The sequence below is a fragment of the Tropicimonas sp. IMCC6043 genome, assembly GCF_004146235.1.
Taxonomy (GTDB): domain Bacteria; phylum Pseudomonadota; class Alphaproteobacteria; order Rhodobacterales; family Rhodobacteraceae; genus Tropicimonas.
This window is the reverse complement of record NZ_SELO01000009.1, coordinates 41,378-55,730: the sequence shown is the minus strand read 5'-3', so window position 1 is coordinate 55,730 and position 14,353 is coordinate 41,378. Positions and strand designations below refer to the sequence as shown.

13 protein-coding genes are annotated in these 14,353 nt (G+C 66.4%); 7 read left to right on the top strand and 6 right to left on the bottom strand.

Features of this window, described 5'->3' with window-relative positions:
• Nucleotides 1-56: 56 nt before the first annotated feature.
• On the bottom strand, nucleotides 57-1,364 hold the full coding sequence (purB, locus tag EU800_RS10975; RefSeq protein WP_129631854.1) for an adenylosuccinate lyase: 1,308 nt from the start codon (nucleotides 1,362-1,364) through the stop codon (nucleotides 57-59).
• Between the two features lie 126 nt (nucleotides 1,365-1,490).
• Here purB and EU800_RS10970 point away from each other — a divergent pair, with 126 nt between their 5' ends.
• Entirely contained in the window at nucleotides 1,491-1,967 is a 477-nt protein-coding gene (locus EU800_RS10970) for a DUF6314 family protein (RefSeq protein WP_242500498.1), read from the top strand.
• Nucleotides 1,968-2,263: 296 nt separating this feature from the next.
• Here EU800_RS10970 and EU800_RS10965 read toward each other — a convergent pair whose 3' ends face one another.
• On the bottom strand, nucleotides 2,264-3,871 hold the full coding sequence (locus tag EU800_RS10965) for a peptide chain release factor 3 (protein WP_129631852.1): 1,608 nt from the start codon (nucleotides 3,869-3,871) through the stop codon (nucleotides 2,264-2,266).
• 199 nt (nucleotides 3,872-4,070) lie between these two features.
• Between EU800_RS10965 and EU800_RS26800 the strand changes: the two genes are divergently transcribed.
• Nucleotides 4,071-4,232 (top strand): hypothetical protein, encoded by a 162-nt coding sequence (locus EU800_RS26800; protein WP_165354629.1) that lies wholly within the window; start codon nucleotides 4,071-4,073, stop codon nucleotides 4,230-4,232.
• A gap of 104 nt (nucleotides 4,233-4,336) precedes the next feature.
• Here EU800_RS26800 and EU800_RS10960 read toward each other — a convergent pair whose 3' ends face one another.
• Nucleotides 4,337-4,810 (bottom strand): lytic transglycosylase domain-containing protein, encoded by a 474-nt coding sequence (locus tag EU800_RS10960; RefSeq protein ID WP_129631849.1) that lies wholly within the window; start codon nucleotides 4,808-4,810, stop codon nucleotides 4,337-4,339.
• 109 nt (nucleotides 4,811-4,919) lie between these two features.
• Entirely contained in the window at nucleotides 4,920-5,867 is a 948-nt protein-coding gene (locus EU800_RS10955) for a radical SAM protein (protein WP_129631846.1), read from the bottom strand.
• A 181-nt stretch (nucleotides 5,868-6,048) separates the two neighbouring features.
• Between EU800_RS10955 and zwf the strand changes: the two genes are divergently transcribed.
• The 5 genes from zwf (at nucleotide 6,049) to EU800_RS10930 (ending at nucleotide 11,983) form a co-directional block, all read left to right on the top strand.
• The gene (zwf, locus tag EU800_RS10950; protein ID WP_129631843.1) at nucleotides 6,049-7,503 is read left to right on the top strand and encodes a glucose-6-phosphate dehydrogenase; all 1,455 of its coding nucleotides are present in this window, start codon (nucleotides 6,049-6,051) and stop codon (nucleotides 7,501-7,503) included.
• Nucleotides 7,500-8,171 (top strand): 6-phosphogluconolactonase, encoded by a 672-nt coding sequence (pgl, locus tag EU800_RS10945; protein WP_129631840.1) that lies wholly within the window; start codon nucleotides 7,500-7,502, stop codon nucleotides 8,169-8,171. The genes zwf and pgl overlap by 4 nt, the downstream gene beginning before the upstream one ends.
• Before the next feature lie 10 nt (nucleotides 8,172-8,181).
• A complete protein-coding gene (pgi, locus tag EU800_RS10940) occupies nucleotides 8,182-9,789 on the top strand; it encodes a glucose-6-phosphate isomerase (RefSeq protein WP_129631837.1) in 1,608 nt (535 codons plus the stop codon).
• A gap of 388 nt (nucleotides 9,790-10,177) precedes the next feature.
• Nucleotides 10,178-11,209, top strand: a complete 1,032-nt coding sequence (locus tag EU800_RS10935) for a zinc-binding dehydrogenase (protein WP_129631834.1) — start codon at nucleotides 10,178-10,180, stop codon at nucleotides 11,207-11,209.
• 3 nt (nucleotides 11,210-11,212) lie between these two features.
• Nucleotides 11,213-11,983 carry an SDR family NAD(P)-dependent oxidoreductase gene (locus EU800_RS10930; protein ID WP_129631831.1) on the top strand — a complete coding sequence of 257 codons (771 nt, stop codon included), beginning with the start codon at nucleotides 11,213-11,215 and terminating at the stop codon, nucleotides 11,981-11,983.
• A 75-nt stretch (nucleotides 11,984-12,058) separates the two neighbouring features.
• Here the strand turns inward: EU800_RS10930 and chrA are convergent, their stop codons facing one another.
• Together chrA and EU800_RS10920 are read right to left on the bottom strand one after the other, a co-directional pair.
• Nucleotides 12,059-13,258, bottom strand: a complete 1,200-nt coding sequence (chrA, locus tag EU800_RS10925) for a chromate efflux transporter (protein WP_129631828.1) — start codon at nucleotides 13,256-13,258, stop codon at nucleotides 12,059-12,061.
• Between the two features lie 121 nt (nucleotides 13,259-13,379).
• Nucleotides 13,380-14,159 carry a DUF1365 domain-containing protein gene (locus tag EU800_RS10920; RefSeq protein ID WP_129631825.1) on the bottom strand — a complete coding sequence of 260 codons (780 nt, stop codon included), beginning with the start codon at nucleotides 14,157-14,159 and terminating at the stop codon, nucleotides 13,380-13,382.
• Between the last annotated feature and the right edge of the window lie 194 nt (nucleotides 14,160-14,353).

The following is a 14,353-nucleotide window of genomic DNA, read 5'->3' as shown; positions in this document are numbered from 1 at the left end:
ACCGCCGGCCCAGCCGACGGGCCGGACACGCGGAAGAGCGGTGGCGTTAGGCGGGTCTATTCCGTCCCGAACACCCGCTCGAAGATCGTGTCGACATGTTTGGTGTGGTAACCGAGGTCGAACTTCTCCTCGATTTCAGCCGGGGCAAGTGCCGCGGTCACGTCCGGATCGGCCAGCAGCTCGGTCTTGAAATCCTTGCCCTCTTCCCAGACCTTCATCGCGTTGCGCTGGACCAGCCGATAGGAATCCTCCCGGCTCACCCCGGCCTGTGTCAGTGCCAGCAAAACCCTTTGGCTCATCACCAGCCCGCGGAACTTGTTCATGTTGGCGAGCATGTTGTCGGGATAGACCACCAGCTTGTCGACCAGCCCGGTCAGCCGCGCCAGAGCGAAGTCGAGCGTGATGGTGGCGTCCGGGCCGATATTTCGCTCGACGGAGGAATGCGAGATGTCCCGCTCGTGCCAGAGCGCCACGTTCTCCATCGCCGGCACCACCGCCATCCGCACCAGCCGCGCCAGCCCGGTGAGATTCTCGCTCAGCACGGGGTTGCGCTTGTGCGGCATCGCCGAGCTGCCCTTCTGGCCCTTGGAGAAGAACTCCTCGGCCTCCAGCACCTCGGTTCGCTGCATGTGGCGGATCTCGATGGCGATGTTTTCGATCGAACTCGCCACCACGCCGAGCGTGGCGAAAAACGCCGCGTGCCGGTCGCGCGGGATCACCTGGGTGGAGATCGGCTCGGGCACGAGGCCCAACTTTGCGCAGACATGTTCCTCGACCGACGGGTCGATATTGGCGAATGTGCCGACCGCGCCCGATATCGCGCCGGTGGCGATCTCGGCGCGGGCGTCGCGCAGGCGGGAGAGGTTGCGGTCCATCTCGGCGTAGAACCGCGCGAAGGTCAGGCCCATCGTCGTCGGCTCGGCATGGATGCCGTGCGAGCGGCCGATGCGCACAGTGTCCTTGTGCTCGTAGGCCCGCCGCTTCAGCGCCGCCAGAAGCGCCTCGACATCCGCGATGAGGATGTCGGCGGCGCGGGTAAGCTGGACGTTGAAACAGGTGTCGAGCACGTCCGACGAAGTCATCCCCTGATGCACGAAGCGCGCTTCCTCGGCCCCGACGATCTCGGCCAGGTGGGTCAGGAAGGCGATGACGTCATGCTTGGTGACGGCCTCGATCTCGTCGATCCGGGCGACGTCGAACTCGGTGTCCTTCGCCTTCCAGACCGCCTCCGCATTGGATTTCGGGATCACGCCCAGCTCGGCCTGCGCGTCGCAGGCATGGGCTTCGATCTCGAACCAGATGCGGAACTTGGTCTCGGGTGACCAGATGGCGACCATGTCGGGGCGGGAATAGCGAGGGATCATGCGGGGCGTGCCTTGGACTGTTCGGTGGGGAAGCGCGGGTGTCTTAGCCGCCGCAGGCCGGGTGGGCAAGCGGGCTCGACCGGCGATCGCTTGCCGCGCCCGCCGATCCTCTCTAGTCATCGACCGATGAGCCTGCCGCGAGACCCTTCGGACCGGATGCAGCGCGGGGTGCCGCAAGGCGCGCGGCGGCTTGGCGATTTTCAGGGCCGCTGGAGGCTTGAGCGGGAGATCAAGGATCTCGCTGCTGGCGAAATCATGCGGCTTTCGGGCGAGGTCGCCTTTGCGCCGCGTGCGGACGGGCTCAGCTACGAGGAGCGCGGTGTCCTGTCCCTGCCGGACGGGCGGGCGCTGACGGCGGTGCGGCGCTATCTCTGGCGCGAGGAGGGCGGGCGGATCGTCGTGCATTTCGACGATGGCCGGTTCTTTCACAGCTTCGACCCGGGCGCAGCGTCGGCCGAGGCGGCGCATTTCTGCGATCCGGATGACTACGAGGTCCGCTACGATTTTTCCAGTTGGCCCGAATGGTCGTCGCGCTGGCGGGTCCGGGGGCCGCGCAAGGACTACGTGATGGTGAGCCGCTACCGGTCGGCGCTACGATCGTGAGATCGGGAAATGGTTGCCACTGTCCTGAAGAAAAGGTTCGCACCAGGCGCCCTGGCGCGGAGCAAGGCCGAATGGCCGCCGCGCCATCGCCGGGCCGTCCCCGAGGCCCGGCGATACCTTGAGGCCAGCGCATCGTTTCGACCTTATTCGGAGTCCTCACCATAAACTGCCCCGTCCCGCCGTCGGATCGCCGCGCCGCGTCCCGGCGATGGCGCGGCTCCGCGCCCTACCTCGGGCGGGCTCTGCATCAGGCCAAGGACCGGTCGGAGGTCAATAGGGATTTACCAAACCACCCGTCACACCATCATTTCCTTGGTCGCCGAGAGCGTGATCTCCGGATAATCCCGCACCACCCGGTCGACGTCCCATTGCAGGCGCGTCAGGTAGACGAGGTCACCGTCATTGTCATGCGCCATGTGGCCCTTGTTGGCCGCCGCAAAGGTGTCGACCTTGTCCTTCGGCCCCGTGATCCAGCGCGCGGAGGTGAATTGCGACGGTTCGAACCGCACCGGCAGCCCGTATTCGAGCTCGATCCGGCTCGCCAGAACCTCGAATTGCAGCGCGCCGACCACGCCGACGATGAAGCCAGAGCCGACTGATGGCTTGAAGATCTTGGCGGCGCCTTCCTCGGCGAATTGCATCAGCGCCTTGTCGAGATGCTTGGCCTTGAGCGGATCGCCGGCGCGGCATGTCTGCAGGAGCTCCGGCGCAAAGCTCGGGATGCCCGTCACCTTGAGCGCCTCGCCCTCGGTCAGCGTATCGCCGATCCGCAACTGGCCATGGTTGGGAATACCGATAATGTCGCCGGCCCAGGCCTCCTCGGCCAGTTCGCGGTCGGAGGCGAGAAACAGAACCGGGTTGGAAACCGCCATCGGCTTCTTCGTGCGCACATGGGTGAGCTTCATGCCGCGCTTGAAGTGGCCCGAGGCCATGCGCAGGAAGGCGACGCGGTCCCGGTGCTTCGGGTCCATGTTCGCCTGAACCTTGAAGACAAAGCCGGAGACCTTTGTTTCCTCAGGAGAAATTTGCCGCGGCTCGGCGCGCTGCGGTTGCGGCTCCGGGCCGTATCGACCGATGCCATCCATCAATTCCTTCACGCCGAAAGAGTTGATTGCCGAGCCGAACCAGATCGGCGTCATATGGCCCTCGAGCACCGATTGCGGGTGGAGCGCGGGCAGCAGCTCCTTCGCCATTTCCAACTCCTCGAGGAAGGTCTCCAGCAGCCCGGCCGACACCAGTTCGGCGAGTTTCGGGTCGTCCAGCCCCTCGATGGCGACGCTTTCGGCGACCTTGTTGCGGTCGGCGCGGTCCATCAGTTCCAGCCGGTCGCGCAGGATGTCGTAGCAGCCGATGAAATCCTGCCCCTTGCCGATCGGCCAGGAGGCAGGCGTCACGTCGATGGCGAGCATCTCCTGGATCTCGTCGATGATCTCGAACGTGTCGCGGCTCTCGCGGTCCATCTTGTTGCAGAAGGTCAGGATCGGCAGGTCCCGGAGCCGGCAGACCTCGAAGAGCTTCTGCGTCTGGCTCTCCACGCCTTTCGCTCCGTCGATCACCATGATCGCGGCGTCCACGGCGGTGAGCGTCCGGTAGGTGTCTTCGGAGAAATCGCTGTGGCCCGGCGTGTCGACGAGGTTGAAGCGGAACTCCCTGAAATCGAAGGACATCGCCGATGCGGAGACCGAGATGCCCCGGTCCTTCTCCATCTGCATGAAATCCGACCGCGTGCGCCGCGCCTCACCCTTGGCGCGCACCTGTCCGGCCATCTGGATCGCGCCGCCGTAGAGCAGGAACTTTTCCGTCAGCGTGGTTTTGCCCGCATCCGGGTGCGAGATGATCGCAAAGGTCCGCCGGCGGGCGATCTCGGCGGGCAGGGCGGGGCGATTGGGGGCGGTGTCCAGCATGCAGGCGCATATAGCGACGGCGGATCACGGGCGCAATCGCGGCGGATGCGTGCCTGCGCTTTTCGGGAGGCGGGCGGCCGCCGGGCTGCAGAAACTGCATGGCGGATAGACCATCCCTGCTCTGGTTTAGCGCTAACAGCGGTCCTATCTGGGGGGCGTCGGACGATGATCCGACAGAGAACAAACAGGAGACCAGAGAATGAAAATGCTCGCTACCCTTCGCCGCTCCGCCGAGAAACGCGCCGCGTTCCGCCGGACGGTCCGTGAACTGCGTTCGCTTCCGGCCGGTGTCGCACGTGACCTGCAAATCGACCGGGACAACGTCCGCGGCATCGCCCGCCAGGCCGTCTACGGCGCCTGAGGGAATGCCCGGATCATTCGGTGCGGGAAACGCGCCTGAGACGAACACGAGACAGCGAAAATCATGATGGGCAGCCCCGACCGGCTGCCCATCGTCGTTTTCGCCTAGCGCAAGCCGGTTTCTTCCAGCATGCCGCGCCGCTTGGCTTCGTAGTAATATCCGCGGGCATACCATGAAACGGCCCGGTCGTAGCTTCCGTCAGAGAGAAGCCAGGCGCCGCGGAGGTATTTCACCGCGTATTTCAGGTTGGTCTCGGCATCGAGCAGCTCGCCGGGCGGGCCGTCGTGGCCCATCGTGCGGGCGGTCTGCGGCAGGATCTGCATCAGCCCGTAATAGGGGCCGTTGCGCGCCCCCGGCCGGTGCCGGCTCTCTCGGATAACGACGCGGTGCACCAGGGCGGGCGGGACGTCGTATGTGAGCGCGTAGCGGTTGATGAGAAGCCGCAGCTCAGGCGTCTCGTTGGGATAGAGCGGAGCGTCAAAGGCGGCGCGGGCGGCCCGGTCAGAGATGTCGGATCTGGGCGCGCCGCAGGCGGCGAGCATCGCGATCGCACAGAGCATGAGGAACCGGGTCAACATGCGGCAGCGTTTACGGGCCGCCGCGAACAAGTCAAGACGCGGCTCGGGCGATGAGCGGAGGGTCGCGCGTTCGCGGGGCGCGGGCAGCGTGTTGATGCCACGGCCCGGATCAGGCCGAGCAACTCGCGCCGCCCAGCACGCAGAATTTTGCGCAATGCGGATGGTTGAGCGACACGTCGCCTTCTGCCTCCGCCAGAGTCTCGCCCAGCTCGAAACCGGGTGCGTGGGGCAGGAGCGTGCAGGCGAGCACAACCGGTCGCGACGCGCCACGCCGCTTCACCACCATCCGCGAGGAGGCGCACATGACCGAGGACGGCGACTTGCCGAGGATGCCCCAGCAGGATTCGGTAATCTCGGGCACCTCCGCGCCGAGATCCATCTCCGGGAAGATCACCGTCTCGCCGGGATCCTGCGCGTCGATCGCGTAGCCGCGTGCGGCAAAGAGCGCCGCGTAGCCTGCCCGCGCCTCCGCCTCGGGCTCGTCCCAGAAGGACCGTCCGGCCACGGCCATGCGGATGCCGCGGTCGCGCAGCCAATCCATGCCCGCAAGGGTCCTGGCGAAGCTGCCGGCACCGCGTTCGGAATCGTGGTGCTGCGCACTCCAGTGATCGAGCGAGACCCTGAGCGTCATCTGCCTGCCAAATTCCGCCCTGAGCGCGCTGAGTCCCGCCATTACCCGCGGCCGCATCATCGGTTGCATCGCGTTGGTCAGCACCAGCACGTCGTAGCCGCGCCCGAGGCTTGACCGAAGCATGGCGATGATCTCGGGGTTCACGAAGGGCTCGCCGCCGGTAAAGCCGATCTCGCGGACATTCCACCCACGGGTTTCGAGCTGGTCGAGATAGGCCACCACATCGTCGGTGGAGAGGTAGACCAGCGCGTCGTTGGTCGGCGAGCTCTCGATATAGCAGTTGCGGCAGGTGATGTTGCAGAGCGTCCCGGTATTGAACCAGAGCGTCTGCGGGTCGCGCAACGCTACCCGCGCCCGCACCTGACCATTCGCCGTCCGCGCGGGGTCGAGGAATTTCCGGGCATTGGCTGGCTCGAAGTCCCGCACGCGGAAATCTCCCCCAAGGTCTTTCGTTTCCCCAAGTGCTAATTCCTGCTAACAGAAACCGGAAGGGCACAGCCCGCCCATGACAGGGATGTGAAGGCTTGGACGGGGCGGGTGTTTGCGCTAACGGGCTTGGAGGATAAGGCTCCGCCCGACAAGCGGCGCACATTGCAGGAGCAGTGAGATGGTAGCACGCATCATTCCGGTGGACCCGTTCGATCTGGTGATCTTCGGCGGCACGGGCGACCTCGCCCGGCGCAAGATCCTACCCGGTCTTTACCGGCGGCTCGCGGATGGCCAGATGCCGCCCGAAGCCAGGCTGATCGGAGCGGCGCGCAGCGGCGGAGGGGATTCGGAGTTCCGCGAGAGTGTCCGCAAGGCGCTGGAGGAGTTCATGCCCGCGGACGCGCTGGACCAGAAGGTTCTGGAGCAGTTCCTCGAGATGATCTCCTATGTCCAGATCGACGCCAAGGGCGACAAGGGCTGGGCCAAGCTCAGGAGCAAGATGCGTGAGGACGTGGTCAACGTCTTCTACTTCTCCGTCGCGCCGTCGCTGTTTGAGCCGATTGCCGAGCGCCTGAAGCAGCATGGCGTGGCGGACGACGAGGCGCGGATCGTGGTGGAGAAGCCCTTCGGCCAGGACCTCGAGACCGCCCGGGCGCTCAACGCCAGCCTGGCGCTGCATTTCGACGAGACGCAGATCTACCGGATCGACCACTATCTCGGCAAGGAGACGGTGCAGAACCTGATGGCGGTTCGCTTCGGCAACATGCTCTTCGAACCGCTCTGGAACAGCCAGTATATCGACCATATCCAGATCACCGTCGCCGAGACGGTGGGCGTAAGCGGACGCGGCGAGTATTATGATCGCATCGGCGCGATGCGGGACATGGTGCAGAACCATATCCTGCAGCTCCTGTGCCTGATCGCGATGGAGCCGCCGTCCCGATACAGCCCCGACGCGGTGCGCGACGAGAAGCTCAAGGTGATCCGCGCGCTCGATCCGGTGGAGCCCGACGATATCGTGCGCGGGCAATATGGCGAAGGGCCCGGTGGTCCGTCCTACCTGGATGATGTGGGCGATCCGCGCTCGCGCACCGAGAGCTTCATCGCCATGCGGCTTGAGGTCTCGAACTGGCGATGGGCGGGGACGCCGTTCTACCTGCGGACCGGCAAGCGGCTCAAGGCGCGGACCTCCGAGATCGCCATCGTGTTCAAGGACGCGCCGCATTCGATCTTCGACGTGCCGCGGGGGCGGCATTCCAACGTGCTGTCGATTCGCCTGCAACCCAACGAGGGCATGCAGCTCGGCGTCACCATCAAGGAGCCGGGGCCGGGCGGCATGCGGCTCATCGACGTCCCGCTCGACATGTCTTTTGCCGAGGCGCTGGGCGAGCGCGCCTCCGAGATCCCCGATGCCTATGAGCGGCTGATCATGGACGTGGTCCGCGGCAACCAGACGCTGTTCATGCGCGGCGACGAGGTCGAGGCGGCCTGGGCCTGGACCGATCCCGTCATTGCCGGATGGGAGGCGAGGGGGCATATTCCCTCTCCATATGATCAGGGCTCGTCCGGTCCGGACGACGCGCTGATGCTGTTGCACCGCGACGGCAGGAGGTGGAGGGAAATACGATCATGAAATTCATCGAATACCCGGATCGCGAGCTCATGATGATCGGCCTCGCCGATCGTCTTTCGAGCGAGCTGGAGAACACGCTCCTGACACAGCCGCGTGCCACCTTCTGCGTGCCCGGCGGCACCACGCCGGGGCCGGCCTTCGATTCGCTCTCGGCCTCGCATATCGACTGGAGCCGGGTGAACATCCTGCCCACCGACGAACGTTGGGTGGCCGAGGATCAGCCGCACTCGAACACGAGGCTGCTCAAGGAGCGGCTGCTGGTGAATCGGGCCGAGAAGGCCTATTACCAGCGCATCCGCGCGGAGACGGAGACACCCGAGGAAGCGCTCGAGGCGATGAATGCCGATGTGCGCCTCGTGCTGCCGATCACCGTGCTGCTCCTGGGGATGGGCAACGACTACCATATTGCGTCGATCTTCGCCGACGGCGACAATCTCGATGCGGCGCTGGCCTCCGACGCGCCGCCGCTGGTGGCAATGCGCTCGCCATCGGCGCCGAAAACGCGGGTCACGTTGACCGCGCCGGTTCTGCAGGGGGCGCTTCACACGCATATCCTGATCACCGGACCGGAGAAGCGCGAGACGCTCGAGCGGGCGCGCAATCTGTCGCCTCGCGAGGCACCGGTGAAGCTCGTATGGAACGACGCAACCGTACATTGGGCAGAATAGGGACACCGCCATGTGGAATGACCTCAGGGCCTATCGCGCCAGCACCGAGAGCCGTTCGATCCTCTCGCTCTTCGACGCCGATCCGGACCGCGCCGCGTCTTTCTCGGCGCGCTTCGGCGACATGCTCTTCGACTTTTCCAAGACCACGATCGATGGGACCGCGCTCGGACTGCTGATCGGGCTGGCGGAGAGCGCCGATGTCGCCGGTCGCCGCGACGCGATGTTCAGCGGCGAAAAGATCAACGAGACAGAGGGGCGGGCCGTCCTTCACACCGCGCTGCGCAATCTCGACGGTGGGCCGGTCGTGGTCGACGGCGAGGACGTCATGCCCGAGGTGCTGGCCACGCTCGACCGGATGGAGGCTTTCGCCGAGGCCGTGCGGTCGGGCAGCTTCACCGGGCAGGGCGGCAAGATCACCGACGTGGTCAATATCGGCATCGGCGGCTCGGATCTCGGGCCGGTCATGGCGGTTCAGGCGCTTGCGCCCTATTGCGACGGGCCGCGGGTGCATTTCGTCTCCAACGTGGACGGCGCGCATGTCGCCGACGTGCTGCGCCCGCTCGATCCCGCGACGACGCTGGTGATCGTCGCCTCCAAGACCTTCACGACGATCGAGACAATGACCAACGCGGCGGCCGCGAAATCCTGGATGGGCGGGACGGTTGCCGACCCGGCGGCGCAATTCGCCGCGCTTTCCTCGGCCGCCGACAAGACCGCCGCCTACGGCATCGACCCCGCGCGAGTCTTCGGCTTCGCCGACTGGGTCGGCGGGCGCTACTCAATGTGGGGGCCGATCGGCCTCGGCCTGATGATCGCGATCGGCGGCCCGGCGTTCCGTGCTTTCCTGCGCGGGGCGCAGGCGATGGACAGGCATTTCCAGTCTGCCGCATTCGCCGAGAACCTGCCGGTCCTGCTGGCGCTCGTCGGCATCTGGCATCACCAGGTCTGCGGCTACCCGACCCGCGCGGTGCTTCCCTACGAGCAACGGCTCATTCGCCTGCCGGCCTATCTCCAGCAGCTCGAGATGGAGAGCAACGGCAAGCGGGTCTCGATGGACGGTGCCGATCTCGAGGTGGTCTCGGGTCCGGTGGTCTGGGGCGAGCCGGGCACCAACGGCCAGCACGCTTTTTACCAGCTCATCCACCAGGGCACCGGCGTTGTTCCTTGCGAATTCATGGTCGCCGCGCAGGGCCACGAGCCGGATCTGGTGCATATGCACCGCTTGCTGGTCGCCAACTGCCTGGCGCAGTCGGAAGCGCTGCTGCGCGGGCGCTCGCTCGAGGAGGCGACCGCGATCATGGCGGCGAAGGGGCTCGAAGGGGCGGAGCTGGAGCGGCAAGCGCGCCACCGCGTGTTCCCCGGCAACCGGCCGTCGACCACGCTGGTCTATCCGCTGCTGACGCCGGAGGTGCTGGGCCAGATCGTGGCGCTCTACGAGCACCGTGTCTTCGTCGAGGGGGTGATCCTCGGGATCAACAGCTTCGACCAATGGGGCGTGGAACTTGGCAAGGAGCTCGCCAAGGCGCTGGAGCCGGTGGTCTCCGGCGAGGCCGAGCCCGAGGGCAAGGACGGCTCGACACGCCTGCTGGTCGAGACACTGCGCCGCCACGGCGTCTGAGCCGGGGCAGGGGTACGCCGCCGGACCCGTCGTGGCTCCGGCTGCCGCGTAGGCGGTTCCAGCGAAGTCTCGCGGCTGCCTGACGATTTTTCGAGAGGCAGCCAGCCATCTTGCGGCGACTATCGCTATGCGCCTGCGACGAAATGGGGCCGGGGACTTTTCCGCGCGAAAAGAGTATGGAAGCCGCGAGTCCGCGGCCGTGGTCGTGCCAGGAGCGGAACAGGATCGGGCTGAGCGGATCGGCCCTCCTGCATGTTCCGCCCCGGCGCTTTATCAGCGCGCGGACAGGTGCCCGCAGGGCACCGTCGGGAGGTGACACCCACAGCACATCTCCGGGCGGAGGACGCAACGCCGCCGTGGAGGGCGGCCAGACAGGGAAAGCAAGCGCATGTCAATCACGGCAGCATTCTATCGGGGCGACAAGAGCTTCGAGGTGAAGCAGATCGAGTCCGAGGCGCCGGGTGCCGGCCAGGTGCAGATCGAGGTCGCCTATTGCGGCATCTGCGGCACCGACCTGCATGCGTATCTGGGCCATATGGACGCCCGCGTCGGCTTCGACCGGATTCTCGGCCATGAGATGTCGGGAACGGTCAAGGCCGTGGGCGAGGGCGTCGAGGGCTGGGCGCCGGGGGACAGGATCGTCGTGCGCCCGCTCGACCATTGCGGCGACTGTCCGGCCTGCAACCGCGGGCACAGCCATATTTGCCACAACCTCAAGTTCATCGGACTCGACAGCCAGGGGGCAATGCAGCAGCTCTGGAACGTGCCGGCGCACACGCTGCACCGGCTGCCGGAGAACGTCACCCTGCGCGATGCCGCGCTGATCGAGCCGCTGGCGGTGGCCTGCCACGACGTGCGCATGGCGGGCGTGACCGAGGGCGAGGATGTTCTCGTGATCGGTGGCGGACCGATCGGGATGTTGGTGGCGATGGTTGCCAAGGCCGCGGGCGGCAAGGTGACGATCTCCGAGATCAACGAGAACCGGCTGGCGCTCGCCGCGAAGCTCGGCTTCGACACGATCAATCCCAAAACGGTCGATGCTGTGGCGGAGATCCTGAAGAAGACCGGCGACAAGGGCGCGGACGTGATCTTCGAGGTCTCGGGCGCGCAGGCGGGCGTCGACCTGATGACCGCGGTGGGCGCGACACGGGCGCGGATCGTCATGGTCGCCATCCATGCGACCAAGCCGACGGTGGACATGTTCCGTTTCTTCTGGCGCGAGCTTCAGCTGATCGGCGTGCGCGTCTACGAGCCGGAGGATTACGACAAGGCGATCGCCTCGATTGCCGCCGGCGAGATCGACGCCGACGCGATGATCACCGACATCCGTCCGCTGGAGAAGATCGGCGAGGCCTTCGCGGAGCTCACGTCCAATCCGAACGCGATGAAATCGCTTCTGAAAATCAACGGGGGAGAGTGACCCATGTCTGACCTGAGCATGTTCGACCTGACGGGCAAGACCGCGCTGGTAACTGGCGCAAAGCGTGGCATCGGCAAGGGGATGGCGCTCGGCCTTGCGAAAGCCGGCGCGGACATCATCGGCGTCTCGGCCTCGCTGGAAGCCGAAGGCTCCGCCGTGGGCAGGGAGGTCGAAGCCCTGGGCCGGAAGTTCAAGGGCTATTCCTGCGATTTCGCCGACCGCGCCGCGGTGACCGCCTTCGCCGCAAAGGTGCTGGAAGAGAACCCGCAGATCGACATCCTGATCAACAACGCCGGCACGATCATGCGCAAGCCCGCGGCCGAGCACCCGGACGAGTGGTGGGACAAGGTGATCGAGGTGAACCTCAGCGCGCAATTCGTGCTGACCCGCGAGATCGGCCGCTCGATGATCGAACGCGGCTCGGGCAAGATCATCTTCACCGCCTCACTGCTCACCTTCCAGGGCGGCATCACCGTGCCGGGCTATGCCGCCTCGAAGGGCGGGATCGGCCAGCTCACAATGGCCTTCGCCAATGAATGGGCGTCCAAGGGCGTGAACGTCAACGCCATCGCGCCGGGTTATATCGCCACCGACAACACCCAGGCGTTGCAGGACGACCCCGAACGCTCGGTCGCAATCCTCGGACGCATCCCGGCGGGTCGCTGGGGCAAGCCCGAGGACTTCGCCGGCCCGGCCGTGTTCCTGGCGTCGGATGCGTCAAACTACGTCCATGGCGCCACGCTTCTGGTCGATGGCGGCTGGATGGGCCGCTGAGGCAAAAAAAACGGGACAGTGCAGAGTCAGGGCCGCCACTCGGCGGCCCTGTTTCTTTGTTTGCAGGCTCCCGTATCACGCCAGGGACAGGACGATGCCTCCGAGCGCTGCAACGAGGACTGCGACCCAGGGCGGGGCCTTCCAGGCGACAAGCAGCACGAAACAGGCGAGCGCGAGGGCGAAATCGGCCATGTCGCCGATACCGGCAGTAAAGACCGGGTCGTAGAGCGCGGCGCCGAGGATGCCGACCACGGCGGCATTGGCCCCCTGCAATGCCGATTGGGCATCGCGACGGCGGCGCAGCGCGTCCCAGAAGGGCAGCACGGCAAGCAGCAACAGGAAGCCCGGGAGAAAGATCGCGGCGAGCGCGATCGCGGCTCCGGCGAGGCCGTTCGGGGCCGGCCCGAGCGCTCCAAGGTAGGCGGCGAAGGAGAAGAGCGGTCCCGGCATCGCCTGCGCTGCGCCATAGCCGACGAGGAAATCCTCCGCGCTGATCCAGCCCGGGCGGACCACTTCCGACTCGAGCAGCGGCAGCACGACATGGCCTCCGCCGAAGACCAGCGCGGCGGCACGATAGAAGGCGTCGAAGAGGGCGAGGCCCTGCGTGAGCCCGGCGAGGACGGGCAGGGCGAGCAGGAGCGCGGCGAAGCCTGCAAGGCAGGCCAGCGCGCCGCGCCGCGAGAGGGGCGGCGGGAGACCGTTCTCGCGTCCGGCGGTCTCGCCGCGGCCGAGCGCGAACCCGGCAAGCGCCCCGGCGAGGATGGCGCCGATCATGCCGAGCGCGCCGGGCAGGGCGGCGAGCATGGCCACGGCAAGGACGGCGATGGCGGCGCGTTCGCGGTCGGGGCAGAGCGCCCGGGCCATGCCGAGCACCGCCTGCGCGACGATGGCAACGGCGACGATCTTGAGGCCGGAGACCACGCCGTGGCCGACGGAACCGTCGAGCGCGGCGGACGAGAGCGCGAAAGCGATCATCAGGAGCGCAGAGGGCAGGGTGAAGGCGGCGAAGGCCGCCGCGGCGCCCAGGGGGCCGGCGCGCATCAGCCCGATCGCAAAGCCCACCTGGCTCGACGCGGGACCGGGCAGGAACTGGCAGAGGGCGACGAGATCGGCAAAGCCGCGCTCGTCGAGCCAGCCGCGACGGGTGACGAACTCGGTGCGGAAATAGCCCAGATGCGCGATCGGCCCGCCAAAGGACGTGAGGCCGAGCATGAGGAAGGCGGCGAAGACTTCGGACGGCGAGCCGTTGCGGCGGGACGGTTGGGGATCTGTCATGGGCCCGGAATATCGCGTTTCGGCGGAGCGTAGCGACAGAATGTTTCAGGGATATGGCAGGAGGAGGGAAGGTGTCATCCGCCCGGTGCTCTATGGAAGCTCGTTCGACCGGCGGCCGCGCTCAGGCGGAGGCGTCCGGCGTCGCCTCCCGCCCGTCCGATAGTGGCGCTGCGGGCGCCGGCTGGCGGCCGAGGAAAGGCGCGCGCTTGATCCGGAGCTTCAACGCCTGCCAGTAGATCAGCCCGAGCACTCGCGCGCTGCCGAAGGGGCGGCGCAGGGCAGCGGCAAGCAGGCTCGCGTTGCTGGCCGCGCGACGACGGCCGGCGAGCGTCGCCACGACGCCTTCGCCGCCATTGCGGTAGAGGATGCGGATGCGGATGTCCGTTTTGGTCATGTCGAGGTTGAAATGGTATTGCCCCGCGATCGTCTGGAAGGGCGAGACATGCATCAGCTTGTCCGCCACCAGCCGGTCGCCGGCCGAGATCGGTTCGAAGCCGGGCCGGGCGCAGAAATAGCAATGCCGCTGGCCGAAGGTCGAGTTGACCTCGGCCACGAAGGCGCAGGGCTGCCCGTCGCGCAGCGCGATCCAGAAGCTCACCGGGCTGAAGCGCCACCACAGGAAGGCCGGCTGTGCCAGGAGCACCAGTTGCGCCCCCGCGAGCGGAAATCCGCGCGCGGCAAGTTCTTCGCGAAACCACTCAACGCCGCGCCCGTCGCTGCGCGGACCGCCATGGTTGCGGCTGTCGAGATGCCAGAGGTTGAACCGGTCCCGCGAATAGAGGCCCGGACGCGGTGTGTCCGAGAAATCCTCCAGAACGTAATCCACACCGTATCGGAAGCTGTTTTTCGGGCCGCCGCGGCGTCCATGGAAGGTTTCTGCGCTGATATGTTCACATTGCATGACGGGAATACGTTTCCAGAAACCCTTCGGATCACATGCCGATCGCCCGGTGGACCTGCCCGATATGCAAGCAGTCGGTCACAGAGGCAACCGGTTAGCGATCACAATTTTTCGCAGGCCGCAAAACCCGCTGCCCGGGCGAAATAATATGCTACGGTGACCCATCCGCGCACCGGGGGAGGACAACTGGGCCG